Source organism: Paenibacillus sp. HB172176, from assembly GCF_011947265.1.
In the GTDB taxonomy this organism is placed as follows: Bacteria; Bacillota; Bacilli; order Paenibacillales; family Paenibacillaceae; genus Pristimantibacillus.
The window spans coordinates 214,816-240,426 of the sequence record NZ_JAATHD010000008.1; the positions used below are offsets into that span (position 1 = coordinate 214,816).

The following is a 25,611-nucleotide window of genomic DNA, read 5'->3' on the forward strand; positions in this document are numbered from 1 at the left end:
CTCCTGTCACAATTATTCGCCTACGCCCGATTTGTTGATTTTAACCTTCACGTCAACTTCCACCTTCATCTTCCCATATATGCTTTCGTAGAAAGCTTTCTCCTCCCAATTCCGTTCATGCGCGCGCACATAATCGCCAATACCGAGCGGATCGGTTCCTTCCTGCTGGAATTGTTGAAGCAATTCCTTAGCTCTTTGCTGCAGCCGATTCTCCGTTTGCTTCTCCAACTGCTTGTAAATGAAATCCGTATTCATACTCATCCACTCCGGATATTCAAGCATCATTGCGTTTAATTTAAGCTTGAAAAGCAGTTTGACATCCGAGCCCTGCCTGGAATAGACTTTGTCGACATGACCGTTCTCAATTGTAAATACAATAATGCCATGCTTGTCGCCGATTTGAACATGAATTGGAGTGTCACCGCGCATCACATAGCCTTGCAGCAGCTTATAGGTCATCATCTCTTCCTTATTAAGCACGGATTTCAACTGCTCGTCATGAAAGATGCCATAGCCGGAAGCCTCCAGCATCCCATTGGCGTTAAGCCGCACATAAGGAACCGAAATATCGCGACCTTCTCCGTAACAGTCGAACAGCACCGTTGACAAATTAGAGAAAGGCAGACTGCCGATTTTCATATTCTGTTCAAGCATATGATAAGGAAGGCTCTCGCTTTCTTTGCCAATCAGTCGATCTGCGATTTCCGTCATGCTATTCTCTGATACCACAACGAATAAGTAATGGCTGACCAGCGGATTTTTGCTGATTGAACTGATGAATTGTCCGATGCCCTCTTGCGCGATCTCTTTGCTGAACACAATCATTCTCAGCTTTGCCGCTTTAACAGGCTGGGTGGCTTGTCGATTCATTTCATCCAGAATCATTCGAATTTGCTTATCATCGCCTTGAATCTTATTAATCTTGCCGCCTCTGCGCATGAAATCGGAATACAAAGCCGTTCCTATATAGCCATCGGATGCTTGCTTTGCCTTGTCGAAGCCCATTACAGTCAGTATGTGAATATGATCGACGACCCGATTTGTGCTGCAAGCGGTGAGCAGCATGATAACGCCCAGCATGCCTGCGACTATTCCCAATCGCTGCTTATTCATTCTCGAGCCCCTCCTTCTCCGAATTCTTATCCGGCCTGAATCGAATTAGAGAAAGCGGCTTGAGAAATTTCCTTCTATGCGTTGTGTATTGATAAGAGGAACGAATAAAGCTATCCGCGAAATTGCCCTTGCGGAATGGAAATAACGGAACGAGATACGGCGTGCCAAGCGATTTCAAACGCAGCAAATGACCTGCCAGCACGATAAAGCCCATCGCGATGCCAAGTCCGCCCCACATCGCTGCCAGAAGAATGAATGGAAATCGCAGCAGTCGAATCGTATTGGCCATTTTAAAAATCGGCGTCGTAAACGAAGCAAGTGCGGATAACGCGACAATGATCAGCAGAATATTACTCGTTAAAGCAGCCTGTACCGTTGCTTGTCCAATGACAATGCCCCCTACAATGCCCAAAGTCTGCCCAATCTTTGTCGGCAATCTCGCTCCCGCCTCTCTCAAAAGCTCGATCGTGACCTCAAGGAATATCGCCTCCATAACCGGAGGGAACGGCACATGCACGCGAGAGATAATAAGCGGCTCCAGCAAGCTCTCGGGAATCACTTCGAAATGGTAGGTTAAAACAGCCACATAGAGCGGCGCCGCGAAAATCGAAAATAAAACGCTCAGCAGTCGGATAACACGGAAGAAGGAACCAAGAATCCACGGCAAATAATAATCCTCCGGTGAGATAAAGAAATCGAGGAAGGTAGAAGGACCAGTAATGACGTAGGGAGATCCATCTGCTAATACGCCGACCTGCCCAGAGGAAACCGCATAAACAACTCGGTCGATGCGCTCAGTAGACAGGAAGAGGGGAAATGGCGTGTTGGAATTGTCAGAAATAATCTGATCCAGCAACGATGAATCATACACCACGTCGAAATCGATTCCGCCTAATCTCTGTTCGAAGGTTTCAATATGCTTCGGATTGGTGATGCCGTCCAAGTAGACGATCGCGACTCTGGTTCGGGACAAGGAGCCTAGCTTGATTTCTTTGATTACAAGCTCCGGCAGCGACAATTGCTGTCTTAACAAATGAATGTTCATATCCAAATTTTCAACGAAACCTACCTTAGGGCCGACAACGCTGTATTCGTTCTCGGTTTCATTGCTTTGGCGATGACCTTCTCTCGCGTTATTCACGTCTGCGAGCAGACATTGCGAGGGTTGCCCCTTAAACCAAATAAGCGCATTGCCTTCAATCAGCTTCTGAGCTATCTCCTTCGTATCCTCGGTTATATGCACATCATCAAAAGGAAGACGAGCTTGAATGGCGAACAGATCCCATAATTCATTCCCATGCTGCTGAATTTCCTGAATAACGAATCGATGGATACTATCCGAATTCACTAACGACTTATAATAGCTGATTTGAAGATCTCGCTTATCGCCGAGGGGCTTAAAGGTATGGAAATCATCGGATTTACGCGCTTGCGCCAGAATTTCCTCCAGACTAGAGGAAGAGTCTTCGGGGTGCATCATGCTGTCCTCCCTCCACTTGCAGTGGCATCAGATAACAACATTATGCGCCGAATCGCATTTTCCATACGTTTCCTTCCTGCAACCTTTCTCAGCGCATCTTCGTCAGAACATATACAGACAGAAAAGGAGAGATGACAGCAATGAAGAAGAAATGGATTTTGATGAGCGGCGCGATTGCGGCAGCTCTGCTGTTGAATGCATGCAGCTCGAATAACAACAATGTCGAACCTACTGTCTCCCCGACGGAGGAAACGACTCCTGAAGCTACCGCAACGCCAGACCCAAGCCCAAGCGCTTCACCGCCTGCGACTGCGACTGATAAGCCGGCAACGGACGCACCGACAACGGATGCTCCTGCCTCTAACCATTCGGATAATGCCGACGAGGATACCGATGCTATGATTAAAGACATGCTCAAGCTTGCGAAAGAGGGGAAAATCTCCGGCATACCATTCGCTGCGCATACCGGATTAATCGACGATGTGGAGAAAAGCTGGGGCGAGCCGGATCAGAGGGATTCAGCCGATTACGGGTACTATGTGACGTACGAGAAGAAGAATGCCGCATTCGGCATCAACAAGGGCGATCAAATCTATGATGTACGCTCGTTCGATCCCAAGCTGAACAGCATTACGCTGAAGCAGATCGAAGCGGCTCTCGGCAAGCCGGACAAAACAACGGAAAACGGTGACGACAAGATCTACACCTATGACGCCAACGATGATTTTCAGCTGAAGTTTGTTATTCCAGGCAAAACAGGCACGGTAGATCACATTAATGTCTATAATCCGAAGGACGGATTTAACAATATGGCCGGCTAGATCAACTGCTCCTTAAGCCAAGGAAAAGAACGTCTGCCGCTTACTTCATGCTCGCCCGCGAACAAATCGCCGGCGAGCTTTTCCGTTGCTTGCTCGCTGGCGTATATCGTTTGAAGCTCCGCCAACGCTTCGCGAAAGCCTCTCTCCGGGAAGATCGGATCCCGATCGCCCGATTCGAGGAAGAGCGGCCTCGGCGCGATCAAGCCCATCAGCTCGGGAAGCTCGGCGTGATTCAGAATGCCAGGCATGTAATTGCAAATGCAATGCTGCACATGCATAATGCTGCCTTTGAACGTATTCGGGAAGCCGATCAATACAGTTGCTTGAATGCGATCATCAAGCGCAGCTGTCACATACGAGATCAAGGAGCCTCCGGAAAATCCGACAATGCCTATTCTTGATGAGTCAACCTCGCTTCTTGATGCGAAATAATCCAGCACGCCGCGCAATTCCGTCACGCGCAGTCCGGTCAACGTCTTGCCCATCATCAACAATTGCGTCGCAAGCCGGTTGCAGGAGCTTGGCGCATTCGAATCTTGATCAAGATCCGATTGCAGCCTGCGCTCTCCGAATCCGATGATGTCCGGAGCGATGACTACCATGCCTTGCTTGACGAGCTGGACGGCAAAATGATGATGCCCCCAAGGCTCGCCATCATCCTTGCTTCCATCCGCGAGCATGCCCGTGACCTGCCGGCTGCCATAACCATGTCCATGCACAGCTATAACACCTGGCAAAGGATTGCCCCCCGCTTGCGCTTGATCGGGAATAAGAACATACGCAGCAAAGGAAACGCCTTCAACAACAGTGAGCTCGACACGTTGCCTTGTGTAGCCATCGCATTGCACGTCCTCCAGCAGCACGGTCGGCCGTTTCTCTGCATGAGGAAATTCTCCTAAAGAGTCTGCCAGCGTTTTTTTCAGGCTCTGCTTTCGCGTGTCCGAATTTTGCAGTTGAGCTTCTCTGCCGCGCTTTGCAGCCGCCTCTTGATAAAATCTGTCTATTAGTTGATCGCCTTGCCATGTCATAAATCATCGCCTACTCTCCGCAGTGTTCTACTTGACAATCATTCTCAATTAGTATACATTTGTATACGAAACTTGGAAATGGAGTTGATATGGATGTCTATTCTCGAACTTATTCAATCTCGCAGAACGATAAAAAACTTTGATCCCCGTCCCGTGAAGGACGAACTTTTATTGCAATGGCTGGAGGCGGCAAGCTATGCCCCGAATCACCGCATGAATGAACCCTGGGAGATTCTGTTCGTCGGTGAGGATACAAGAGCTCAGCTCAATCACAAGGCCAACTTTGGCGGCGCTCCGCGCGTCATTGCCTTGTTATCCAAGCCCGCTCCCACGCCATTCGAACGCGACGAGAACGTGATGGCGGCAGCCTGCTTCGCACAAAACCTGATGCTGGCGGCGCATGCTGATGGAGCCGGCGCATTCTGGTCCTCGATCGGCGCTTCGGACCGCAGTCGCGGTATTCTTAACGTTCCGGAAGGCTATGATGTCATTGGCGTATTCGGCATCGGCTATCCCGCCGAGGTTCCCGACGTTAAACCAAGAACGGGGATTGCGGACAAAATAACCCTTCTGCCCTGACCTTAAGCCTTGCCCCGCACTCCTGACAACAAGAAAGAAGCGGATCTCAGCATTATCCGCCTCTTTCTCCCTGGCTTAGGGGTATTTCCTCTGTCTCAGCGCCTCGTACATCAGAATCGTCGACGCCATCGCCACATTAAGCGACTCCGCTTCTCCCACAATCGGGATGATAACGGATTCATCCATCAGCGCTTGCACCTCTTGGGACAGTCCGTTCGATTCATTGCCCATCAGCAGCCAGGTCGGCTGCGACCAATTATAGCCGTAGCAGGTGCTCGTGGCCTGAAGCGAAGTTCCGACAATCCTCATCCCTTGCTCTCTGGCCTCGGGAAGCAGCTCCAGCAGATCTCCCTCCACGATTGGCAGATGAAACAGGGAGCCCATTGTCGATCGAACCGTCTTAGCGTTGTAGAGATCCGCGCACCCCTTGCCCAGAATAACCGCATCCGCGCCCGCGGCATCGGCGCTTCGGATAATGGTGCCGATATTGCCCGGATCCCGAACATGATCCAGCGCGATTACGAGCCCATTTTTCTTGAATAGGGCATCCTTCTTCATCTCGAGCGTGGAGACAACCGCAAATGCGGGCGGAGGCGTATCCGTATCCGTGCATCTTGTCATCACTGCCTTTGAAGCTCGTATCCACTCCGCATTCGTAGCTCCTGCCCAATCCTCAAGCTCGGCGGGCAAGCCCTGCTCATCGTCGTAGACAATTATCTGAACAGCCGCGCCGGCTTTTACGGCTTCCATGATCAAGTGCACGCCTTCCACAAGAAACAGCTTCTGCCGATTCCGATACTTCTTCTCAAGCAACGAAGCCCACAGCTTCACACGTTCATTCTGTGCGGAGCTTATCAACATATGATTATGTACCATAAATGATTACCTTGCCTTCTATAGAAAATTTATTTTCCACAGTATAACACAGACTTCTGGATCTGGATGAACAGCGGACAATCCGGGCACATTATAGGGGTGAGAAATCAAACTCTGGCAGGAGGTTATGACGCTTGGAAACCATTGATCTCAGGCAAGCCATTATTAACCGCGTTCAGGATAACAATAAGAAGCAGCTCGCAGAGGTCATCGAGGAATCGATCGGAAATGATGAACGAACACTGCCCGGACTCGGCGTACTCTTCGAAATGATCTGGAAGCAATCGAACAAAACAACGCAAACCAAATTAATCGACAGCTTATATGAGCATTTGCATCAAAACGCCGGCGCAAGCGCAAATCCTTCACCATCATAACCCGTTGCCGTCACAAGCCATCCGTTTCGTCTACATGAGATGCTGGATGGCTTGTTCGATAGGGGAGCTCGCTTCATCTGTTGCTTGATTACCGGGCAGCGTCCTTGAATTCAGCAATAAGATGCGGCGGCTGCTTACCATCCAGCACATTCACCAGATTCTGCGCGGCAAGCATCGCCATGTCATTGCGCGTCTTCGTTGTCGCGGAACCGATATGCGGCAGCAAAAGCGCGTTTGGAAGCCGGAGCAGGGCATTATCCGTCGAAACAGGCTCCTTCTCGAACACATCAAGCCCCGCTCCGCGAATTCCGCCGTTCTGCAAAGCCTCGATAAGAGCCGCTTCATCGATTGTCGCGCCTCTCGACGCGTTAATGAAGAAGGCGTCGCGCTTCATTAGAGCGAATTCACGTTTGCCGATCATACCCTTCGTCTGCTCGCTAAGCGGCGTCAGCATAACCACGAAATCCGAGGTTGCAAGAAGAAGATCCAGATCTCGGTACACCGCGTCATACTTCGCCTCGGCTTCCGGCTTGCGCGAACGATTGTAATATTGAACCTCCATCTCGAAGCCGAACCGTGCACGGCGGGCTACCGCTTCCCCGATTCGTCCCATGCCGATGATGCCAAGCGTCGCGTGATGCACATCCATACCGAACAGATTGGCGCCGTCGCCGCGCTTCCAATTGCCATCCCTGACATAGCGGTCAAGCTCGGCCACCCGTCTTGAGACTCCCAGCATTAACGAAAACACGAGATCTGCGACCGTCTCATCCAGCACGCTTGGCGTATGAGTGCCAATGACGCCATACCGCTTCATCGCCTCAATGTCGAAATGATTGTAGCCTACCGATATCGTGCTGACGACCTTCAGATTCGGCGCCGCCTGCAGCAGCTCTTCGTCTATTCTGCGACCAGCCGTTATGTAGCCTTGCGCATCCGCTAATCTTCTATGCAGCTCATCACGGGGAATCGTATCCTGCTCCTCCCATTTATCAATCAGGCATGATTCGCTCAAGAATTGCTCTACATAAGCAGGCAAGGATCGATCGACGAATATTTTCGGTTTCATGCTGCCAACACTTCTTTCTTATTAGAGTTCCTTTCATCATACCTGATATTCCGGAGAAATTTAAGTGCTGGAAGAGTTGAAACTGCTGTTCCCAAGTTTCTTAAGAAAGAAATCGATGGGTTAATTTGTGCCTTCTATGAAGAAGAGCCGCCCCCATAAATAATGGAGAGGACGGCTCTTCTTATTCATGCTCATGCTTGCATCAGATTTTACGGATACATTAATCGAGGCAGAAAGGCAGCAGATCAAGCGGCAAAGGAGCGGGACGCTCGCAGCTGCTCTTCATCTCGTAATGCTTGCCCTGCTCGGAGGCGTCATGGAAGCCATGCATCGCTTCCAGCACATGATAAGCCAGCTCGCCGCTCGCGCGATGCTTGCGTCCGGTTTGAATCGCCTTCGCCATGTCAGCCGCTCCGACGCCTCGAGCATTCTCGGTATAGCCGTAAGCCAGCGGCAAGCTGCTCCACTCCTTCGAGCCCGCCCGCGACACACGTATCTCTCCGCCAAAATTATTCGGGTCCGGCACGACCATGGTGCCCGCGCTGCCGTAAACCTCGATTCGCGGCAAAGTGGAGCCGCCCTTCGCATCGAAGCTGGTCAGAATCGTGCCGATCGCGCCCGAAGCGAAATCCATTACGCCGGCGATATGCGTAGGCACCTCCACCTGAATTTTTTGACCGTTCTTAGGTTGACTTGTAATCGTCCGCTCCGGATAGGAAATTCTCGCCGAGCCGGTCACGCGGTTGATCGGGCCGAGCATCGCAACCAAGGCGGTCAAATAATAGGGGCCCATGTCGAACATCGGTCCGCCGCCCTTCTGGTAATAAAACTCGGGCGCCGGATGCCAAGACTCATGTCCGCCCCCTACCATGAAAGCCGTGGCTCCAATCGGCGTCCCGATCCAGCCGTCCTCGATCAGCTTGATGGAGGTTTGAAGTCCGCCGCCGAGGAATGTATCGGGGGCGCTGCCCACGTACAGTCCCTTCCGTTTCGCCAGCTCAAGCACCTCCAGCGCTTCCTCGCGCATAACGGCGAACGGCTTCTCCACGTAGACATGCTTGCCCGCTTCCAACGCTCTCAGATTAACCGAGGCATGCGCCTGAGGAATCGTCAGGTTAATAATCATGTCAATCTCAGGATCGGCAAGCAGCTCCTCCACCGAGCATCCGCGAACGCCGTGCTGCTCCCCCTTCGCCTTCGCTCTATCCACATCCAGATCCGCGCATGCCGTCACCTGCAACGCATCGAACTTGCTGCCATTCTCGAAGTATATGCCGCTAATATTGCCGGTTCCGATAATGCCCGCTCTAATCTTCTCCATTATGCTCTTCCCTCATTCATTTAAGTAATGTAGATAATACTAAAAAATCAAATGGTCTACAGCTGATTATCCTGCATGCTTGTATAAGCTTCTCCCGCTCCGCCGGCTGCCTTCATCGCCTCGGCCTTGCCATCCGCGCACCATAGGAACGCTCTGCGCATCAGCTCCTTCACGACGGGAATGGCCATAATATCGGCATGATGCCCAAGCGAATTATAATAGACGCGGCCAAGTCCCCAGCGCTTCGTCCAGATGACCGGCATATCGACGGCCCCATTGGCCGAATGCGGCCCAGGCGCAACAGGGAAACGAGTTGTCGCCAGCACCTCGACTGCCGGATCCACATGCAAGTAATATTGCTCGGAGCACACCTCGAAATCGTCAATTCCCGTCACAAGCGGGCTCGTCGTATTCCGGATATTAACCGAGTAATTCACTCCGTCATTGCCCGGATGGGATACCCAATTGCCTCCGGTCATGAACTGCCAATCCACGTTTTCGCGGAACGCATCGCACATGCCGCCATGACAACCGGCGAGACCTACGCCGCTCTGAACCGCAGCGGACACATTGTTCACGAGTTGCTGATCGATTCTGCCCATCGTCCAATTCGGAATAATAAGATCCAGCGCTTTCAGCTTCTCGACATCCCCGAACGCGTCTTGCGAATCGGACACCTCCACCTCGAAGCCTTCCGCCGCAAGCTGCTCATTGAAAATTTCGGCAACCTCCTTCGGCTCATGACCGCTCCAGCCGCCCCATACAATTAATGCCTTCTTCATCTCTCAAGCACTCCTCTCTATCATTAACCTGACATTAGCAAACGCTCACTCTCAACATTCTAAACCTCGCTAAGCTTCACCCATCTGCGCTCGGCTATCGAGAGATCCACAGCTTCCAGCACCTCTTGACATTTCACGCCGTCTACGAAATTCGGCACAGGCTGGCGATTCTCTCCAATCGCGTTCATGAACTCCAGCATTTCATGCGTGAAGGTATGCTCGTATCCAATAGTGTGCCCAGCCGGCCACCATGCGTCCATATAAGCATGCGCGGGATCGGTGGCAAGCACGCGCCTGAAGCCTTGCACATCCTCCGCATCATCTGTGAAATAAACCTGCAGCTCGTTCATTCGCTCGAAGTCAAATTTGATGCTGCCCTTGCTGCCGTTAATTTCGAAAGCATTCGTGCAGCGATGTCCCGCCGCGAATCTCGTCGCTTCAATGCTGCCTAACGCTCCACTCGCGAATCTCGTCATGAATACCGTCGCGTCATCTACCGTAACCTCGCCCATCTCGGAGCTTCTGCCGCCCTTGGCACTTAGGCCTGTCATGGCTGCGGCAATCGGGCGCTGCTTCACGAAGGTTTCGTTCATGCCGATGACTTCCTCGAATTCGCCGACCAGGAACCGAGCCATATCAATGACATGGGCGCCAAGATCGCCATGCGAGCCCGAGCCGGCAATTTCCTTCTGCAAGCGCCAGACGAGCGGGAACGACGGCTCAAGAATCCAATCCTGAAGGAATACGCCGCGGAAATGATAGATTTGGCCCAATCGCCCTTCGCCGATCAGCTTCTTCGCCAGTTGAACGGCAGGAGCGAACCGGTAATTGAAGCCGACCATATGCTTTACGCCCGCCTTCTCCGCTGCTTGCAGCATTTCGCGGGAATCGGACAGCGTCAGAGCAAGCGGCTTCTCGCAGAAGAGATGCTTGCCAGCTTCGGCGGCGGCAATCGTAATTTCCTTATGCGCATCGCTCGGAGCGTTAATGTCGACCATGTCGATATCGTCGCGCTGCACTAATTCCCGCCAATCCGTAACCGCCGTATCCCATCCGAATTGCGCCTTCGCCTGCTCCACGCCTTGCGGATCGCGACCGCAGATGACCTTCATTTCCGGCAATGCCCGCGCGTTGGGGAAGAACATTGGAAGCGCGCGATACGCCGTGCTGTGCGCCTTGCCCATAAACTTGTAACCTACCATGCCGACTCTTACTTTGCTCATAAATGCTTCGCCTCTCCATCTTTTAAATTCAAAACAGAACAAGCCGTCTTCGCTATGAAGTTTCTCTGATAATAAGCTCCACGGGCAGCAACCGAAGCTGTGCCGGCATGTCATCCTCTTGATTGTCTTTGTGCTGCATGTCTATGACAAGCTCCGCCGCCAGTTTGCCCATCTCATAGAAGGGCACGGCAACGGATGAGAGCCTTGGATGAATAATGCGCGAGCCGTCCGAATCGTCGTACCCGATCAGCTTGTAATGCGCGCCCGCTTCCAGCCCTTGCTCCTTAAGACCTTGCATGACTCCGATCGCCATCCGATCGTTCGCGGCGAACACGGCGTCAGCCTCGCCGTCCCGAATGCGATTGCCGATGCTCTCCGCCAGCTGATAGCCGCTCTTCCTGCTATAATTGCCCTCGAACACCAGATCAGACTCGTAAGCTATGCTGTATTCCGCAAGCGCCGTCAAGTAGCCTTGAAAACGATCCGCGCTATTCGAATAGGGAGCGGGACCGTTGATGAAAGCAATCCTTCTGCAGCCTTCAGAGAGCAGATGACTAACCGCTGTCCGGCTCCCGAGAACATGATCTGCATCAACGGAAAGAAACCTTTCGCCCTCAAACCTCTGATTCACGAGACAGAACGGAAAGCTTTCCTTCTGAAGCTCGCTTAGCGCTTCGCGTTCATCGCCCGCATCCTGCGAGCCAAGAATAATGCAAGCGTCAACCTTCTGCATGCGGAACAGTCTCGCATAATCCTTCTTGTCATCGGGCGTCTGGAAGATCAGTAACAGATCATAGCCCGCCCCCTTCGCCGCTTCTCCGATTCCGCTTAAGATTTCGGAGAAATAATAGGTCGAGAATAGATGCACCTTCGGCACAAAGGGTAGAATAACGCCAATATTACCGCTTCTTTTAAGCGCGAATTGCTGGGCCAGCCGGCTGGGCACGTAGTCAAGCTCGGCCGCTGCTTTCAGCACCCGTTCCCGAGTCTCTTCCTTCATCGGCCCCACATTGTTAAGCACTCTCGACACCGTAGCCTCCGACACGCCCGCAAGCTTCGCTACATCCTTCCTGCTAATTGCGCCAGCCTCCCAAATCAATAGTACAAACGAATATTTCATTTCAAACCGGAAATGCCTTCCTGTTATCCTTAACTTGACAATCACAAAATGTACACGCGTACATTATTTCATGCAACTGCTTTTGTGTCAAGCTGATTCTTGCCTCAGCCCTATGTTCCAGATGCTAAATCTGCTGTGCTTTTGCTATGCAAAAACGGCCCCGCGCATCCGCTCTAAGCGGGCACGGAGCCGTATGAAAAACCCTTTTGCAAAGGCATCATTACTCGTTTGGTGAAGCAACGACCGCATCCGCCGCATCCTTAATCAGCATATACATATCGCCTTTGGTCAAATTCGCCGGGTCGCTGATTAGAGCTAAAGTCTCTTCTGTCACAACGCCTTGCTCCAGCAGCTTATCCAGTGCCGCGTCTCGATTCCCTTCGCCATATAAACCAAGCTCCAGCGTATATGCCGCCGATTCCAGCGTAAGAGCTTCCTTCTCTGGTGCATTCATGCCGGCGATCGCCTTGTCCATAGCTTCAGCGAACGGAACGAGAGACGGATGAACCCTGCCCGCTCCCTTCAAGCTCTGGATGAACGACTTCGGATTGGCGGCGTCGTCAAGATGGAAGTCATTGCTATAGGCTCCCTGAGCGATCCCCATTGAAACCGCCAATTTCAGACCTTCGTACTCTCCATGCGTAATAAAATCATAGGGCTCCAGGTACGCCGGATTAAGATCCATGCCCTGCTCTGTCAATCTGGCTTGCAAAAGGCGGATATAGGCTTCGGAGGAAGACAATTCATGAAGGCTGACTCCCTCTTCAATCGCGATCTTGACTGCGGCGCCTGCCGCTTGGCCCGTGGCCATGCCAAGCGGCACGACGCGCGCGCTTCCGGCCGCCAGGGAATCGAAGCTCGCCGAGCGTCCCACCACGAGCAAGCCATCCAGCCCTTGCGGAATCAGGCAGCGGAACGGCACGCCGTATTGCTTCGGAGCCATTAGCACCGTACCACGATCCGTCTTGGCAGCGGAGGTGCTTTGAATATCGACGGGATAAGAGCCGAAGGCGATATCATCCCAGTGTCGCCCTTGCTCCAGCAGATCCTGCGTGGACAGCCGGTATTCGCCTTGCAGATGGCGGGTTTCACGAATATACAACTCCGGCGCGAGCTCACCAAGCTCCACCGGCTCCAGCACCGGATAGATCTGCTTCATATAATCGAGCATCAACGGCAGCTCTTTGCGGGCGATATCATACGCCTCCGCGATCGACTCGGAATTAAAAGGGTCCACTCCGAAAATTTGAATGGAATTCACCAGCATCGTCTCGTCATTCTGTCTTCCGAGATTCAAGCCTCTCGATCGGATGCGCTCGGGATTGGATGAAGGATAATCCCACATCTTGGCGAAGCCCCATGCGCTCTCGCTGTTCGCTCCGGTGCCGTCGCTGTCATCCGAATTCAAGAAGCTCATAATCGCTTGCCATACCTCAGGCGTGACATTCGTTAATGTGAACACCGGCGTCACGGCCATTAGACGATCTGTATCGCCGATATCCTCTCTTCCATATGTAAAGTCCGCACCTGCAGCCGCCGCAATGTCGCCATCCTGCGTCGCGTCTATAACCGCCTGTGCGTGAACCGCGCTCTTGGCGCCTTCCGCTGTGGTCAGAGTAACTCCCGCGACTCTCTTGCTGCCGCCCGTCTCATCGACAATCGGCTGAATAGCCGCCATGCCCAGCCGCACATCGATATTCGGCTCCACTGAAGCCATCGTATTGAAGGCATTCGCCGCCGTTACAATATCAAAGGAATCTCCTTCGATTCTATCAAACCATTCTTTGAACAAGCCCTTATTATAATAATCATTGCCGTCAGGCGTGCGGTTCATATCCAAACTGTTCAACCAGCCCAGCGTGAACAAGCCGCCAAGCACTTCTCTATTCTTGCCGTCTACCAGCAGCGTCTTCAGCCCGTTGCGCGCCCCCGATATCGCGGCCATAATGCCTTCCGGATCTGTGCCTACCACAACCAGATCATAGCTTTCCTCCAGAATCTCGGCTTGCGGAACCTCTTCAAGCACAGCCGCCGGAGGAAGTGTTTCTCCTGGCTTGCCAGCCGGAGCAAGGCTGTCATCTTTGTTCATATCGCCCACATAATACAAACCTACCATTCCGATTAACAGGATGCCAAAAGCGATAAAAATCGTTAATTTACGGTCTTTCATTCTCTCACTCAAGCCCCTTCTGCATTCACATCCATCTATTATATGCTAGAATCTATCATCTCTCAATGCGGGATGCGAGGCCGAGGTGAATTTCCAATAGATAGTCGGCAAACAATGCAAAAAAATCCCCTGAAGAAAAATCGAGCTTCTCCAGGGGATGCGATTCGTTCTCAGGGCGCCGTCTCCAAAAACTTCGAGGTTGGATTTTTCTCCATCGCCGTTCTCATCGCATATTCGTTCTCGAACAGAACGACATAATTATCCTTCTTATCCTTGACGAGCGTCGTGTTGATTCGGAACTTCGAAGGATCAATCTTATCGTCCACAATCCATCTCGCGAATTGGTAGGTCATGCGATGAAGCTGAATATCGACGCCGTATTCGGCCTTCATCCGATGCTCGAACACCTCGAATTGCAGATGCCCGACCACGCCGAGAATCGTCTCGTCGAAGTTGCCGGTGGAATAGAACACCTGGATCGTGCCCTCCTCCGTCAACTGATCGAGCCCCTTCTGATATTGCTTATGCTTCAGCGCGTTCTTCACCGTTACCTTCGCGAAAATCTCGGGCGAGAAGGTCGGCAATTCATCGAATACCACCTCGCCGCCTTGCGATAAGGAATCGCCAATACGGAATATGCCTGGATCGAACAGACCGATAATATCGCCGGGATATGCCGTCTCCACAATATCACGATCCTGCGCCAGAAACTGCTGCGGCTGCGACAGCTTGATATCCTTGCGGTTGCGCACATGCTTCACGCTCATGCCGCGTTCGAATCGTCCCGAGCAGATGCGCAGGAAGGCAATGCGATCGCGATGCGCCGGGTTCATGTTCGCCTGGATTTTGAACACATAGCCCGTGAACTTCTCGTCGGTCGGATCGACGGGGCCTTCCGTGCTGTTTCTTGGCGCGGGCTTCGGAGCCAGCTCCAGGAAATTCTCCAGGAAGGTCTGCACGCCGAAGTTATTCACCGCGCTGCCGAAGAAGATCGGCGTCAGTTCGCCTGCCTGCACCTTCTCATAGTCGAACGGATCTCCCGCCACATCCAGCAGCTCGACTTCGGAGATGAGCTGATCGGTCAAATAATCACCCGCCATCTCGCGAATGACGGGATCATTGTAATCGCTGACCTTCTTGACCTCGATCTTCGAATGATCATTGCCTTGGAACAGCTCGACCTGCGATTTCATGCGATCATAGACGCCGCAAAGCTCACGGCCCATCCCGATCGGCCAGTTCATCGGAACCGAGCGAATGCCCAGCACCTCTTCCAGTTCTTCCATCAGCTCGAACGGACTTTTCCCTTCCCGATCCAGCTTGTTGATGAACGTGAAGATTGGAATGCCGCGCTTCCGGCATACCTGGAACAGTTTGATCGTCTGCGCCTCGACGCCCTTGGCCACGTCAATCAGCATGACCGCGCTGTCCGCAGCGGTCAGCGTGCGGTACGTATCCTCTGAGAAATCCTGATGGCCCGGCGTATCCAGAATATTGACTCGATGCCCCAGATAGTCGAATTGCATAACGGAGGAAGTGACGGAAATGCCGCGCTGCTTCTCGATTTCCATCCAGTCCGAGGTGGCGTGACGGCTTGCCTTCCGAGCCTTGACCGAGCCCGCAAGACGAATAGCTCCCCCGAATAGGAGGAGCTTCTCGGTCAGGGTTGTCTTCCCCGCATCCGGATGAGAAATAATGGCGAACGTGCGTCTTCTGTCGACTTCCTGTTTGATTTCAGTGCTTAACGATTGATTCATGCTTGCCTTCCCTTCACTTGTGCAGGCTGTGCGATCAGCGGCGCGGACATTCCCCGACTTCATTGATTCCTTGAAGCCGCAGCGCCTTGCAGCGACTGCGCCGCTGATTTCTCCCGCGCTTACTTTCTGCTGTTCGTGATCCAGATTACATTATCTTCCTCTTGTCCGTTAACCGGCCACCAGTGGAAGCCTTCCTTGTCAAGCAATTCGTTGGCCGCCTCCGGCCCCCATGAACCGGCAGCATAATGCTGAAGATCACTTGAATCTTCCTTCCAGGCCTTGGCGATGCGATCCACGAACGACCATGCATGGGAAACCTCGTCCCAACGCGTAAAATAAGTCGAGTCGCCGCGCGAAGCGTCATGAATAAGACGTTCGTAAGCTTCCGGCGTATTGATGCCGATCATGCAGCTCTGGCAAAATTCCATTGATACCGGCTGAACCTCATTATCCCCGCCCGGCTTCTTCGCATTAACCTTGATATAGATGCCCTCCATCGGATTGACGCGGATGACCAGCAAATTCGGGGCCAAATCATGGCGGTTAGCGAACAGCACGTTATTCGGCATCCCTTTGAACTCAACGACGACCTCGGTCGTCTTCACGGGAAGACGCTTGCCCGTGCGAATATAGAACGGCACGCCTGCCCAGCGGAAATTATCTACAAACACCTTGGCCGCAAAATACGTCTCCGTCGTCGAATTCTCGTCAACGGAATCCTCCTCGCGATAGCCGGGAAGCTGCTTGCCTCCGGCATTGCCTTCCGAATATTGTCCGCGAACGACATGACTGCGAACCTCTTCGCTGTCCCCATAGCCTCTCAGCGAGCGCAGCACCTTGACCTTCTCGTCGCGAATATCCTCGCCATGCAGACGGCTCGGCGGCTCCATCGCTATCATCGTCAGCATCTGCAGCATATGGTTCTGGCCCATATCACGAAGCGCGCCGGATTTATCATAATAGCCCCCGCGCTCTTCCACGCCAACCGTCTCCGACAGCGTAATCTGCACATTGGCAATATGTTTGTTGTTCCACAATGGCTCGAAGAACGCATTGGCGAAACGGATGACTTCGATATTCTGCACCATTTCCTTGCCCAGGTAATGATCAATCCGGAAAATTTCCTCTTCCTTAAAGACTTGGTTCAACTGCTCATTGAGCTTCTGAGCCGACGGAAGATCATAGCCGAACGGCTTCTCGATGACAAGACGATTCCAGCCGGAAGACTCCAGCATGCCTCCATCGCGAAGATTGAAGGAAACCGGTCCGAAGAGCGCCGGAGCCAGCGCCAGATAGAACAAGCGATTGCCCGGTATGTCGAATTTCTTGTCCAGCTCCGTCGACAGAGCGTTCAGCTCGCGGAAGCCGTCCACATTATTGATGTCGAGCGACATGTATTCGAAATGCTGGGAGAATCTTTCCCATAACTCAAGATCATCGACCTTGTAGCGGCAAAATTCGTTGATGGAATCGTACAAATCCGAACGGAATTGCTCATTCGTGCGCGGGCGTCGCGCAAGGCCGACAACAGCGAAATGCTCGGAGAGCTTGCCCTCCTTATATAGGCTGAACAAAGCCGGGAACAGCTTGCGTCTCGCCAGATCTCCTGTTGCACCAAACAGATAATAAACTGCGCCTTCAGCAGAAATATGTTCTAAAGAATTAGTATCAGTCATATGCCCCATTCTTTCTTTTGTATTTTATTGTCACTTTATATCTGATTGCATGTTATGTAGTTTAGCATATTCAACCTTAATTCGCCATTGAACCGACTATAAAAAATAATGATAAAAGCAGTAAATTCTTCTGATTAGAGCCCTTATAGCCCTTTTTGCGTCATTTCCCGTTCTCCCCGGTTTGATGAACGTCGCTGAAGTCGCCTGTAATGAACGGAACGCCGATTGTCATCTCCGTCAGATCATTCTCCGTATAATCATGGGCGGCTATTTGCAGATTAGCCCTTCTGCCGAAATCGAGCCCTTCTGAAGAAAGAAGCTTCGCGGAATTCATGGTAAGGCTTACGGTACCGTCGTCATCGTATCGCTCCAGCTCCTGTCCCAGCGACAGTCTTTTCAGCTCTTGCGTCGCATTTTCGTGCTCCGTAAAACCATGAACCTTGATTTTAACTGCAAAGTCAGGTTCTATCTCGCTAATGGTTGAAGAAACGCGGGAGGCCCATTGCTCCAGAGACCGCTCGGTAACCGTTGTGTTTTCCTTCGTTTCCAGCAAAACGAACAAGATCGCGCCTTCCTCGGTTTTCTCCGTCACCTGCAAGGTCAGGCTCCCTTCCACGCCGAATTCGCCGCCTGTCTCCCCAATCAACGTCGCCCCGTCGTTCTTGCTTAGTTTATCCAATGTCTGTCCCTTTGAATCCCTGAACAATGCCGTGGTCATTGCCGCTTGCTTCTCTGCGGACAGCTTCGGCACATCCCATCTCATCGTCCATGAGGAGCCTCGCGCTCCTCCATCGAGCACTTGATCGGTCCAGTTCCAAAGCTGCTCAAAATCATGCTGGAGCTTATCGCTGCTCGCGGTTACCGCTACACCGTTGCGATGCTGCTGCGCAGCAATCAGGAGCAATGCGGCAAGAAGCAGCAGCGCTCCTCCTATACTGTATACATTTTTTCGGGAATAGGTTCTTCTTCGTGACTTGCGCTTCTGCTCATAGGGATTCAATTCAGACGGCTTGGGTATATACATGGAAACGCACCTCCATTGATGAAAGCATTCCGCACACATTCGCCCTGCCCCCCGAATAAGCTGGATAGAAACGATCATTGCAAAGGAGAATGACGAGAATGGAACAGATCTATCCGTTAACCGAGCAGCGTATTCAGGCTTATGCAGGAATGAACGTTTGCGCCGTGTTGAAAACAGGCTTCAGGCAATTCGGATTACTCGAGCGTTGCTCGGGAGGCGCTGTCTATATGGGGGAAGCGGCCTCCACTACTAATTACGCGAAGAAACAGCAGATTCCTTCTTCCAAAATCAGCGCTGCAAGCGATAAAAATGTTGCAAAAATAGAGCTGAGCGACATCGCCTTCCTGCTCTTGCTCGTCTAATCGACGATCCATGCCAATTAGCGACAAAGCGCCGTCATGATATGTTTAAAAACAGCAGACTTCTCCCCTGCCATTCGCCAGCTTTCTCGGCTCGCGTGAAGTAAGCTGATTATAAACTTTTTTCGGGAAGGAGCGGATATTCGTGTACGGATATACGGGATCTATACGAGGCATTGCAAGCACTCAAGTCTACACCCCCGTCCAGCCGGTTACGAAATACGGCGCTTATCGAACCTCTGAAAGGGAAGAAGCCGAGCAATCCCGACAGCTCGAGCAGCGGGCCTGGGGCGTACAATATGCGAAAGCGGCGGAGAAGGCGGCAAATTGGATATCTCTGGCGAAGACGACGCAGAAGAAGCTTACTGGCATGCAGCAGGCGTTGGGGAGAGATAACGGTATTCGGAATGATGATTCCTTACATGAACAGCTGCGCTCTCTTGCTGACATGCTGAACAATCTGGGCGATGCCTATCAAGGGCAAGCCTCCTCCATTAGAAGCGAAGTATGGGAATCGATCGAGCTCGCGCTCAGGCATCCCGCCATGGAAGCGAGTGGAATCGAGAGGGATGGGGATATGCGCTTTCAGTATCGTTCAACAGATGCGAATTCGGATTCGCTGAGCAGAGGTCTGCTCGGATCGGAGGGGCTGCTGCAAAGCTTGAAGCATGCATTATCCTACGCCGAGCAGCGAAAAGCGATTGATCTGCTTCAGCTTCCGTTCCCCGCCGCCTATCCTTATGCGCTCTATTACGGAGGCATGTCGACCTATTGGCCGCTGCCGCTGCGGGGCGTCGTGCTGAACAAATATTATTGAGGATTCGGCAGAAGAAGAACGTCGACCATCTCCCCGCTGCGAGCTCCCGCAGAGCCGGACGGAAGAACGACGAGACCGTCCGCTTGAGCGATGGACGCCATCATGCTTGACTTGGAGAAGGCGAGCGGATCGGCTGACAGCCTTCCGTCCTCCCGTTGAACAAGCCTTACGCGGATGAATCTGGCATGCGGACTTCCCTTCGGAAAGTCGGAGGCCAATATCGCCTTGACCTTGCGCGGAAGAGGCTGACGTTCGCCTTGCAGCATTCGCAGCAGCGGTCTGACGAACAGCTCGAAGCCTACATAGCAAGCCCCCGGATTGCCGGAAAGCGACAGAAGCAGACCGCCATCCAGATAAGCCGCCGATGTCGGACTTCCCGGGCGCATGGACACGCGATTGAACAGCATACAGGAGGAGGACGCCTCGCTTGCGAATCTTCCGCCTCCATAAGTTCCATAAGCGCCCAGTTCCTCTCCGGCTGCCTCACTTGCTTCCTCGCTTGCGGTATGCTCCTCGTACGAGTCAAGTCCGCGAAGCAAGTCCGCCATCACATCATAGTCGCCTACAGATACCCCTCCGGTTGTGACGACCAAATCCGCTGCACCCCATGCCCGGTTCAGTGCTGCCTCCACTGCCGACAGATCGTCAGGGAGCGTGCCGAGCAGCAACGCTTCGCCGCCGCTCTGCTCGATCATCGCCGCAAGCATGGGACTGTTGCTGTCGCGAATTCGCCCGGGCTCGAGCGGGGCCTCCACCGGCAGCAGCTCGCTGCCGGTCGCGAACACCGCGACGCGCGGCCGGCGAAGCACCGGCACCTCAGCGTAGCCGAAGGTGCCGAACAGCGCGATATGGCCCGGCCGCAGCACGTCGCCGGCCTCCGCGATCAGGCTGCCGAGGCGGAATTCCTCGCCTCGGGGCGCCACGTTCTGGCCGGAGCCGGCGGGCGCTTTCACATGCACCGCCATCTCGCCACCGGCCAGAAGAGCCTCTGCGGTCTGCTCCAGCATGACGACCGCATCGGCTCCGGCAGGCACAGCCGCGCCCGTCATGATGCGCGCGGCCGTGCCCGGCTCGATCGTCGCGGAGGCGAGCCCGCCGGCCGCGATCGCGCTAACGACGCGCAGCGTCGCCGGCTGCTGCGGCGTCGCGCGCGCAGTGTCCGCCGCGCGCACGGCGTAGCCGTCGAGCCCCGCGCGCGCGAAGGGCGGCCAATCGCTCGTCGCGCGCAGCGGCTTCGCGAGGCGGCGGCCGCCGCACTTCGCCAGCGGCACGAGCTCGCTGGCGGGCAGCTTGTCCGCGGCGGCAAGTACGCGCCGCTGCGCTTCCTCCACAGAAATCGCGCGCCTTGCGAAGCGATTCTTCGCGCTGTTCCTCCCGGCCTTCTCATCGAATGCCGAGCCTTCTCTCCCCTTATCAGCCTCTGCTGCCTGCTCTTTGATCATTCCGCTCCTATCCAAATCCGTTCCGCTTTTGATCATTTGCTTCCCTTCCCGTTTCTCTGCCGTCAACTCATCGTCCATCCGTTCCGTCTCTATCCTTCCAATGCTCCGCAGCCATCCATTCATTACTTTCGCTGATTCTTATCCGCACCAAGCTATTCCCCCATTGTACCATACGTTCATCCGCGAAAGCCGACTATTCTGCGAAGCATTTCCTTATGCTACAATGAGGTCATTCTATCTCAAAGAAAGCGGGTAATCGCGCCATGGAACAAAAGCAAGCCTCACCACGCAATCCGATCATTATCCAGATTGTCGGCTATAAGAACTCAGGCAAGACCAAGCTGATCTGCCGGCTTACCGAAATGCTGAAGAGGCTTCGCTGCCGCGTCGGAACGATCAAGCATGACGCGCATGATTTCCAGATGGATACCCCGGGAACGGACACTTGGCAGCATCAAGCCGCGGGCGCCGACATAACAGCCATCGCCTCGTCCAAGCGAACCGCAATCCTCAAAAAAAAGCCGGACACGCTCCGGCAGTTAATTAACCAGATGTCCGACGATGTTGATGTTATTCTCATCGAGGGCTTCAAGGAAGCCCCTTTCCCCAAAATCATAATGCTTCGAAACGGGGACGACTTCGACCTCATCCATAAGCTCGATCAGCCGCTGGCGCTTGTGCTGTGGCCCGAAGCGCAGACGTTCCTGGAAGCCGGAGACAATACCGGAGACTGCGCTCAAGCCGTCGAACAGAGCAAGCTTCCCCGCTATGCGCTGCATGACCTCGACATGGACGCTCTCCTGCGCCTGCTTAACCTATAGCCGCCAAGCTCCATCGGCTTCTACGCCTCCTCCTTCAAGCTATTCCGCTATACCCTGCTTATGCGCGTAGATCGCCGCCTGCGTGCGGTCGTCCACCTGCAGCTTGTTGAATATATTCGTAATATGAAACTTGACCGTCTTCACGCCGATAAACAGCTCATCCGCGATTTCCTGATTGGACATGCCCTGGGCGACACGCTTCAGCACATCCATCTCACGCTCCGTCAGATCGTCATGCAGCGACGCCTGAGCCGGCTGCTTCGGCTGCCGGAAGCGATTCATCATCTTGGCCGCCACCTGCGATTCCAGCACGGATTGGCCCCGGGCAGCCGCTCTGATCGCTTCCGCGATTTCGCTTGCCCGCGAGGTTTTCAGCAGATAGCTGAACGCTCCCGCTTCAATGACAGGATACAGCTTGCTGTCGTCAATAAAGCTTGTCAGCACGATAACCTTGCAATCCCCATGCTGCTCCAGCAGCTTGGCCGTCGTCTCGACGCCGTCCATTCCTTCCATGACGAGATCCATCAACACGACATCCGGCTTGTAGCTCAGCGCGAGACGGATACCGTCCACGCCATTGCTCGCCTCCCCGACGACCTCAATCCCATCCTCCGTATCCAGAACCGCGGCGAGACCTATCCGCACCATCTCGTGATCGTCGATTAATAATACTTTGATCGGCTCTTCCATGCCAGTCATCTTCCCCTTCCTAAAGTCCAACCGTCCTCTTTCGCAATCGCGAAGCCTAAGCAATGCCTTCAATCGGCACCCACAAATGAATCGTCGTGCCTTCGCCAGGCTTAGAAATCATATTCAGAGAGCCCCCCAGCTCATTCACCCGCTCCTCCATTGTCAACAAACCATAAGAGGATTGCTTTTTGGCCTCCAGATCGAATCCAATTCCGTTATCAATCAAGGTCATATGTACCTTGTGATCGATTCTTTGCAGTCTGATGAACATGCTTTCCGCTTTGGAATGACGCAACGAATTCGACAAAGCCTCCTGCGCGATTCTGAACAGGTGATCCTCCGCTCGAGGCAACAGTGTAATCGTCTCGTCGATTTCAAGCGATATTGTCATAGGCACCTTTTGCTGCAGCTCTTCGATCAAAATTTTCAGAGCTTGTCCGAGATTTTTCCCGTCGAGATGAACCGGTCTAAGATGAAGCAGCAACGCCCTCATCTCGGATTGCGCCACAGCGGCCATTTCTTCAATGAGCTGAACCTGGCGCTTCGCCCTCTCCCAATCCCGTTCGATCGTTCGACTGACCGCGGTCGCCGTCATCGAGATCGCAAATAATTGCTGGCTGACCGCATCGTGAAGCTCTCTTGACAATCGCTGGCGCTCCTCGATGACCGCCGAGAATCTTACCTTCTCCGTCCACTCCGGATCGGAATCCAGCCCATGCTCCTCATTATCGCCATCCTCTCCGGAGCCCAGAGTTACGGAGAACGGACGCTTTCGCTGCTGCTCGCTCAGCTTCAGCAGAGCCGCCTTCAGCTTCGTATTCTGCAGATAGCCGATAACGACCGTGGTGATAAGCCCCGCTCCGACAACGGCAAGCCCCGCCACAGCCCACTTTCCTTTCAGCAGGAATACCGTTATGACATCCATGCCCTGCAGCATAATGATCGCAAGACTGACGATAATAAGAAGCCACAATATGATTTCGGCTTTGTTTCGCTTCCGAGGAGCCTTATTCTTCATATGCTCGTCCTTTTCTTGCTGGGAAGACATAATTGACAGCTCCTATCTCGCATGTTTCTCCCGAAGTTCGTATCCTGATCCTATTCTAAGGCAAAACCCCGGACTTCGCCAATTCAGGTTGAAACGCGTCGAACAGCAGACCCGTGAGGGTCCGCTGTTCATGACTTTCCAATCTCTTCTTATTCCTCGGCTGCGTTCACCGGATTCAGCTTGCTCTTCAGAGCTTCCAACTGCTCATCCACCTTCATCTTCTTCTCGAGATCCGCGGAGCTGAGCGTGCCGACAGGCTTGTTGCCCGAGTAGCTGTAAGGACCGCGAACGACATCCGCTTCCGCCTCAAGCTGCATGATCTTCTCTTCCATGCGGTAGAAGCCGCGCGATGCGGTGCCGCTGTCGATCGAATGCGTCGTGCTTAGCTGCGCCATCTGCTTCTGTGCTTTGGCTACCTGTGCCCGTGAAGCAAGCTCGTTGCGCTTGTTGCGGAGCTGGTAGAATTCTTCCTTCATGCCATGCAATTGCGCCATCAGCTCTTCCGCCTGCGCTTTCGCTTGAGCGTGCAGGGATTGGTACTCCTCCACCTTCTGGTCGAAATAAAGCTTCTCTTCGAGCAGCTTGCGCGTCAGCTCCTCTTGTCCGGCTCTGAGAGCCGCCTCCGCTTTCGAAGCGCGGTCAGCCGCATGTCCCGTCGCGTCATCAAGACGCTGCTTCATTCTCCGCTCGTTCGCCATTTGCTTCGCGACCGTAACCTCCGCTTGATGAATTTCCGATTCCATGTCGCGCAAATATTGATTAAGCATTACGACCGGGTCTTCCATTTTATCAAGTACCTCATTGAGCGATGCCTTCGTCATATCCTTCATTCTTTTGAAAATTCCCATAGTGTTATTCTCCCTTCTCGTATTTCGCTAGTTTGGATTTTAATTCATCTATTTCGCGCCTTAACGTCTTTCTCTCCAGATCATCCATCATCTTGTCGAATTGAGAGCCTGCGGCAGGTTCTTCCTTGCGCTGGCGAGCTCCCCAGCTATCTTGCGGCGGCGGATTGTAGGAACGATTGAAGCTGTCGTACTGGCTGCCGCGCGGACCATGATTGTTAGTATAACTGTCGAAGCCATTTCCGTAATGGCCTCCGAATCTGCCATCCGGACCGTAGTCGTTATAATACGGAGGCTCCTTCGGAATAACCATTGCGGCAATCAAGTAGATAAACAAAGCCGTCCCGCCTGACATGAAGGTTACGATAACGAGTAGAATACGCAGCAAGGTGGCATCCACTCTGAACATATCGCTCAATCCGCCGCATAATCCGAGTATCATCTTGTTCCGTCTAGAGCGGTATAGTTTCCTCAAGATTTCCAGCCCTCCTTCTCAAGCTTTCGTTTCAATTCACCGAGCTCTTGCTCAATAGCTGACTTGATCGTCTGACCCAAGCTATTGCCGTATTCCGCGCCCATTCTGCGGACATCGCGCATGCTTCGGGCTTCTTGCTCCATGTCGCTTATGCGGTCATCCATCCTTCTGAACATAGCGCCCGGAACCTGGCTTCCATCTCCGCCAATGCCGCTGTAGCGTCTGTTCATTCTCTGCTGCAGTCGAATCGATTCCATTCGAGCAGCGTAATATTCACGTTTGTCATATACCGTTTGATACTCGCTTCTAAGCTCGCGAAGCTGCTCCTCCAGATCAAGCGTGCTCTGCCTGCTCTGCTCGTATAGCTCCCGATACTGCGCGGCGCGCTCCTCGGACATCGTCTTCTCATGAAGCGCGATTCTCGCCAGATTCTCCTCGCCGGCTTTCAGCGCGGTCATGGCTTGCTGCTCCCTGCGCTCCTTCTGCTCCTCCGCGCCAAGCCATTGCGCCCTCAGATGATTGCTGTGGGAAGAATATTGCTGATACAGCTTCTCCGCCGCAATAATCTCTTCTCTTGTCGACCAGAGGAACTGGTCGATCATCCGCACCGGATCCTCCGCTTTCTCCAATCTTTCATTTAACGTTGCGACCGTGATGTCGCGGATACGCTGAACGATGCTCATTGCGATTGCCTCCTA

General features: G+C 53.2%; 25 protein-coding genes. 6 read left to right on the forward strand and 19 right to left on the reverse strand.

What is annotated here, in order from left to right:
• Positions 1–12: 12 nt before the first annotated feature.
• On the reverse strand, positions 13–1,113 hold the full coding sequence (locus tag HFP08_RS13450; protein ID WP_168121100.1) for a Ger(x)C family spore germination protein: 1,101 nt from the start codon (positions 1,111–1,113) through the stop codon (positions 13–15).
• A complete protein-coding gene (locus HFP08_RS13455; RefSeq protein ID WP_168121101.1) occupies positions 1,106–2,593 on the reverse strand; it encodes a spore germination protein in 1,488 nt (495 codons plus the stop codon). Before HFP08_RS13455 ends, HFP08_RS13450 begins: the two co-directional genes overlap by 8 nt.
• Positions 2,594–2,733: 140 nt before the next feature.
• Here HFP08_RS13455 and HFP08_RS13460 point away from each other — a divergent pair, with 140 nt between their 5' ends.
• The gene (locus HFP08_RS13460; RefSeq protein WP_168121102.1) at positions 2,734–3,414 is read left to right on the forward strand and encodes a YjgB family protein; all 681 of its coding nucleotides are present in this window, start codon (positions 2,734–2,736) and stop codon (positions 3,412–3,414) included.
• Here the strand turns inward: HFP08_RS13460 and HFP08_RS13465 are convergent.
• Complete coding sequence (locus HFP08_RS13465) at positions 3,411–4,442, reverse strand: dienelactone hydrolase family protein (protein ID WP_168121103.1); 1,032 nt, start codon at positions 4,440–4,442, stop codon at positions 3,411–3,413. The two genes, HFP08_RS13460 and HFP08_RS13465, sit on opposite strands and share 4 nt — an antisense overlap.
• A 93-nt stretch (positions 4,443–4,535) precedes the next feature.
• On the opposite strand from HFP08_RS13465, the gene HFP08_RS13470 reads away from it, so the two are divergent.
• A complete protein-coding gene (locus tag HFP08_RS13470) occupies positions 4,536–5,021 on the forward strand; it encodes a nitroreductase family protein (RefSeq protein WP_168121104.1) in 486 nt (161 codons plus the stop codon).
• Between the two features lie 75 nt (positions 5,022–5,096).
• Here HFP08_RS13470 and HFP08_RS13475 read toward each other — a convergent pair whose 3' ends face one another.
• Positions 5,097–5,897 (reverse strand): TrmH family RNA methyltransferase, encoded by an 801-nt coding sequence (locus HFP08_RS13475; protein ID WP_168121105.1) that lies wholly within the window; start codon positions 5,895–5,897, stop codon positions 5,097–5,099.
• A gap of 134 nt (positions 5,898–6,031) precedes the next feature.
• Between HFP08_RS13475 and sspI the strand changes: the two genes are divergently transcribed.
• Positions 6,032–6,274: a small acid-soluble spore protein SspI gene (sspI, locus tag HFP08_RS13480; RefSeq protein ID WP_168121106.1), complete on the forward strand. Its 243-nt coding sequence runs from the start codon at positions 6,032–6,034 to the stop codon at positions 6,272–6,274.
• 88 nt (positions 6,275–6,362) lie between these two features.
• On the opposite strand, the gene HFP08_RS13485 is transcribed toward sspI, so the two are convergent.
• The 9 genes from HFP08_RS13485 to HFP08_RS13525 form a co-directional block, all read right to left on the reverse strand.
• A complete protein-coding gene (locus tag HFP08_RS13485) occupies positions 6,363–7,343 on the reverse strand; it encodes a 2-hydroxyacid dehydrogenase (protein WP_168121107.1) in 981 nt (326 codons plus the stop codon).
• 220 nt (positions 7,344–7,563) lie between these two features.
• A complete protein-coding gene (locus HFP08_RS13490; RefSeq protein ID WP_206109243.1) occupies positions 7,564–8,664 on the reverse strand; it encodes a Gfo/Idh/MocA family protein in 1,101 nt (366 codons plus the stop codon).
• Positions 8,665–8,720: 56 nt separating this feature from the next.
• Positions 8,721–9,446: a ThuA domain-containing protein gene (locus tag HFP08_RS13495; RefSeq protein WP_168121108.1), complete on the reverse strand. Its 726-nt coding sequence runs from the start codon at positions 9,444–9,446 to the stop codon at positions 8,721–8,723.
• Between the two features lie 59 nt (positions 9,447–9,505).
• The gene (locus tag HFP08_RS13500) at positions 9,506–10,669 is read right to left on the reverse strand and encodes a Gfo/Idh/MocA family protein (RefSeq protein ID WP_168121109.1); all 1,164 of its coding nucleotides are present in this window, start codon (positions 10,667–10,669) and stop codon (positions 9,506–9,508) included.
• Positions 10,670–10,721: 52 nt separating this feature from the next.
• A complete protein-coding gene (locus HFP08_RS13505; protein ID WP_168121110.1) occupies positions 10,722–11,789 on the reverse strand; it encodes a LacI family DNA-binding transcriptional regulator in 1,068 nt (355 codons plus the stop codon).
• A 220-nt stretch (positions 11,790–12,009) separates the two neighbouring features.
• Positions 12,010–13,959, reverse strand: a complete 1,950-nt coding sequence (locus HFP08_RS13510) for an FAD-dependent oxidoreductase (RefSeq protein ID WP_168121111.1) — start codon at positions 13,957–13,959, stop codon at positions 12,010–12,012.
• A gap of 170 nt (positions 13,960–14,129) precedes the next feature.
• Positions 14,130–15,716 carry a peptide chain release factor 3 gene (locus HFP08_RS13515; protein ID WP_168121112.1) on the reverse strand — a complete coding sequence of 529 codons (1,587 nt, stop codon included), beginning with the start codon at positions 15,714–15,716 and terminating at the stop codon, positions 14,130–14,132.
• A gap of 119 nt (positions 15,717–15,835) precedes the next feature.
• Positions 15,836–17,392 carry a glucose-6-phosphate dehydrogenase gene (gene zwf, locus HFP08_RS13520; RefSeq protein ID WP_168121113.1) on the reverse strand — a complete coding sequence of 519 codons (1,557 nt, stop codon included), beginning with the start codon at positions 17,390–17,392 and terminating at the stop codon, positions 15,836–15,838.
• A 160-nt stretch (positions 17,393–17,552) separates the two neighbouring features.
• Positions 17,553–18,416: a YwmB family TATA-box binding protein gene (locus HFP08_RS13525; protein ID WP_168121114.1), complete on the reverse strand. Its 864-nt coding sequence runs from the start codon at positions 18,414–18,416 to the stop codon at positions 17,553–17,555.
• 98 nt (positions 18,417–18,514) lie between these two features.
• Between HFP08_RS13525 and HFP08_RS13530 the strand changes: the two genes are divergently transcribed.
• Both HFP08_RS13530 and HFP08_RS13535 read left to right on the forward strand, forming a co-directional pair.
• Positions 18,515–18,778, forward strand: a complete 264-nt coding sequence (locus tag HFP08_RS13530; protein ID WP_168121115.1) for a hypothetical protein — start codon at positions 18,515–18,517, stop codon at positions 18,776–18,778.
• A gap of 142 nt (positions 18,779–18,920) precedes the next feature.
• Positions 18,921–19,592 carry a hypothetical protein gene (locus tag HFP08_RS13535; RefSeq protein ID WP_168121116.1) on the forward strand — a complete coding sequence of 224 codons (672 nt, stop codon included), beginning with the start codon at positions 18,921–18,923 and terminating at the stop codon, positions 19,590–19,592.
• Here the strand turns inward: HFP08_RS13535 and HFP08_RS13540 are convergent.
• Positions 19,586–21,157 (reverse strand): molybdopterin molybdotransferase MoeA, encoded by a 1,572-nt coding sequence (locus HFP08_RS13540; protein ID WP_240941367.1) that lies wholly within the window; start codon positions 21,155–21,157, stop codon positions 19,586–19,588. The genes HFP08_RS13535 and HFP08_RS13540 overlap by 7 nt on opposite strands.
• 140 nt (positions 21,158–21,297) lie before the next feature.
• Here HFP08_RS13540 and mobB point away from each other — a divergent pair, with 140 nt between their 5' ends.
• The gene (gene mobB / locus HFP08_RS13545) at positions 21,298–21,855 is read left to right on the forward strand and encodes a molybdopterin-guanine dinucleotide biosynthesis protein B (RefSeq protein WP_168121117.1); all 558 of its coding nucleotides are present in this window, start codon (positions 21,298–21,300) and stop codon (positions 21,853–21,855) included.
• Positions 21,856–21,894: 39 nt separating this feature from the next.
• Here mobB and HFP08_RS13550 read toward each other — a convergent pair whose 3' ends face one another.
• The 5 genes from HFP08_RS13550 to HFP08_RS13570 all read right to left on the reverse strand — a co-directional run bounded on the left by HFP08_RS13550 (position 21,895) and on the right by HFP08_RS13570 (position 25,596).
• On the reverse strand, positions 21,895–22,545 hold the full coding sequence (locus HFP08_RS13550) for a response regulator (RefSeq protein ID WP_168121159.1): 651 nt from the start codon (positions 22,543–22,545) through the stop codon (positions 21,895–21,897).
• Positions 22,546–22,600: 55 nt separating this feature from the next.
• Positions 22,601–23,593 carry a sensor histidine kinase gene (locus tag HFP08_RS13555; protein WP_168121118.1) on the reverse strand — a complete coding sequence of 331 codons (993 nt, stop codon included), beginning with the start codon at positions 23,591–23,593 and terminating at the stop codon, positions 22,601–22,603.
• A 149-nt stretch (positions 23,594–23,742) separates the two neighbouring features.
• Positions 23,743–24,441, reverse strand: coding sequence for a PspA/IM30 family protein (locus HFP08_RS13560; RefSeq protein WP_168121119.1), 699 nt, complete (start codon positions 24,439–24,441; stop codon positions 23,743–23,745).
• Between the two features lie 4 nt (positions 24,442–24,445).
• The gene (locus HFP08_RS13565; protein ID WP_168121120.1) at positions 24,446–24,913 is read right to left on the reverse strand and encodes a PspC domain-containing protein; all 468 of its coding nucleotides are present in this window, start codon (positions 24,911–24,913) and stop codon (positions 24,446–24,448) included.
• Complete coding sequence (locus HFP08_RS13570) at positions 24,910–25,596, reverse strand: PspA/IM30 family protein (RefSeq protein WP_168121121.1); 687 nt, start codon at positions 25,594–25,596, stop codon at positions 24,910–24,912. The genes HFP08_RS13565 and HFP08_RS13570 overlap by 4 nt, the downstream gene beginning before the upstream one ends.
• Between the last annotated feature and the right edge of the window lie 15 nt (positions 25,597–25,611).

Excerpts from the sequence above, each read along its gene's own strand:
- HFP08_RS13450 (WP_168121100.1), bottom strand. The coding sequence starts at position 1,113 with ATGAATAAGCAGCGATTGGGAATAGTCGCAGGCATGCTGGGCGTTATC.
- HFP08_RS13455 (WP_168121101.1), bottom strand. The coding sequence starts at position 2,593 with ATGATGCACCCCGAAGACTCTTCCTCTAGTCTGGAGGAAATTCTGGCG.
- HFP08_RS13460 (WP_168121102.1), top strand. The coding sequence starts at position 2,734 with ATGAAGAAGAAATGGATTTTGATGAGCGGCGCGATTGCGGCAGCTCTG.
- HFP08_RS13465 (WP_168121103.1), bottom strand. The coding sequence starts at position 4,442 with ATGACATGGCAAGGCGATCAACTAATAGACAGATTTTATCAAGAGGCG.
- HFP08_RS13470 (WP_168121104.1), top strand. The coding sequence starts at position 4,536 with ATGTCTATTCTCGAACTTATTCAATCTCGCAGAACGATAAAAAACTTT.
- HFP08_RS13475 (WP_168121105.1), bottom strand. The coding sequence starts at position 5,897 with ATGGTACATAATCATATGTTGATAAGCTCCGCACAGAATGAACGTGTG.
- HFP08_RS13485 (WP_168121107.1), bottom strand. The coding sequence starts at position 7,343 with ATGAAACCGAAAATATTCGTCGATCGATCCTTGCCTGCTTATGTAGAG.
- HFP08_RS13490 (WP_206109243.1), bottom strand. The coding sequence starts at position 8,664 with ATGGAGAAGATTAGAGCGGGCATTATCGGAACCGGCAATATTAGCGGC.
- HFP08_RS13495 (WP_168121108.1), bottom strand. The coding sequence starts at position 9,446 with ATGAAGAAGGCATTAATTGTATGGGGCGGCTGGAGCGGTCATGAGCCG.
- HFP08_RS13500 (WP_168121109.1), bottom strand. The coding sequence starts at position 10,669 with ATGAGCAAAGTAAGAGTCGGCATGGTAGGTTACAAGTTTATGGGCAAG.
- HFP08_RS13505 (WP_168121110.1), bottom strand. The coding sequence starts at position 11,789 with ATGAAATATTCGTTTGTACTATTGATTTGGGAGGCTGGCGCAATTAGC.
- HFP08_RS13510 (WP_168121111.1), bottom strand. The coding sequence starts at position 13,959 with ATGAAAGACCGTAAATTAACGATTTTTATCGCTTTTGGCATCCTGTTA.
- HFP08_RS13515 (WP_168121112.1), bottom strand. The coding sequence starts at position 15,716 with ATGAATCAATCGTTAAGCACTGAAATCAAACAGGAAGTCGACAGAAGA.
- zwf (WP_168121113.1), bottom strand. The coding sequence starts at position 17,392 with ATGACTGATACTAATTCTTTAGAACATATTTCTGCTGAAGGCGCAGTT.
- HFP08_RS13525 (WP_168121114.1), bottom strand. The coding sequence starts at position 18,416 with ATGTATATACCCAAGCCGTCTGAATTGAATCCCTATGAGCAGAAGCGC.
- HFP08_RS13530 (WP_168121115.1), top strand. The coding sequence starts at position 18,515 with ATGGAACAGATCTATCCGTTAACCGAGCAGCGTATTCAGGCTTATGCA.
- HFP08_RS13540 (WP_240941367.1), bottom strand. The coding sequence starts at position 21,157 with ATGAATGGATGGCTGCGGAGCATTGGAAGGATAGAGACGGAACGGATG.
- mobB (WP_168121117.1), top strand. The coding sequence starts at position 21,298 with ATGGAACAAAAGCAAGCCTCACCACGCAATCCGATCATTATCCAGATT.
- HFP08_RS13550 (WP_168121159.1), bottom strand. The coding sequence starts at position 22,545 with ATGGAAGAGCCGATCAAAGTATTATTAATCGACGATCACGAGATGGTG.
- HFP08_RS13555 (WP_168121118.1), bottom strand. The coding sequence starts at position 23,593 with ATGTCTTCCCAGCAAGAAAAGGACGAGCATATGAAGAATAAGGCTCCT.
- HFP08_RS13560 (WP_168121119.1), bottom strand. The coding sequence starts at position 24,441 with ATGGGAATTTTCAAAAGAATGAAGGATATGACGAAGGCATCGCTCAAT.
- HFP08_RS13570 (WP_168121121.1), bottom strand. The coding sequence starts at position 25,596 with ATGAGCATCGTTCAGCGTATCCGCGACATCACGGTCGCAACGTTAAAT.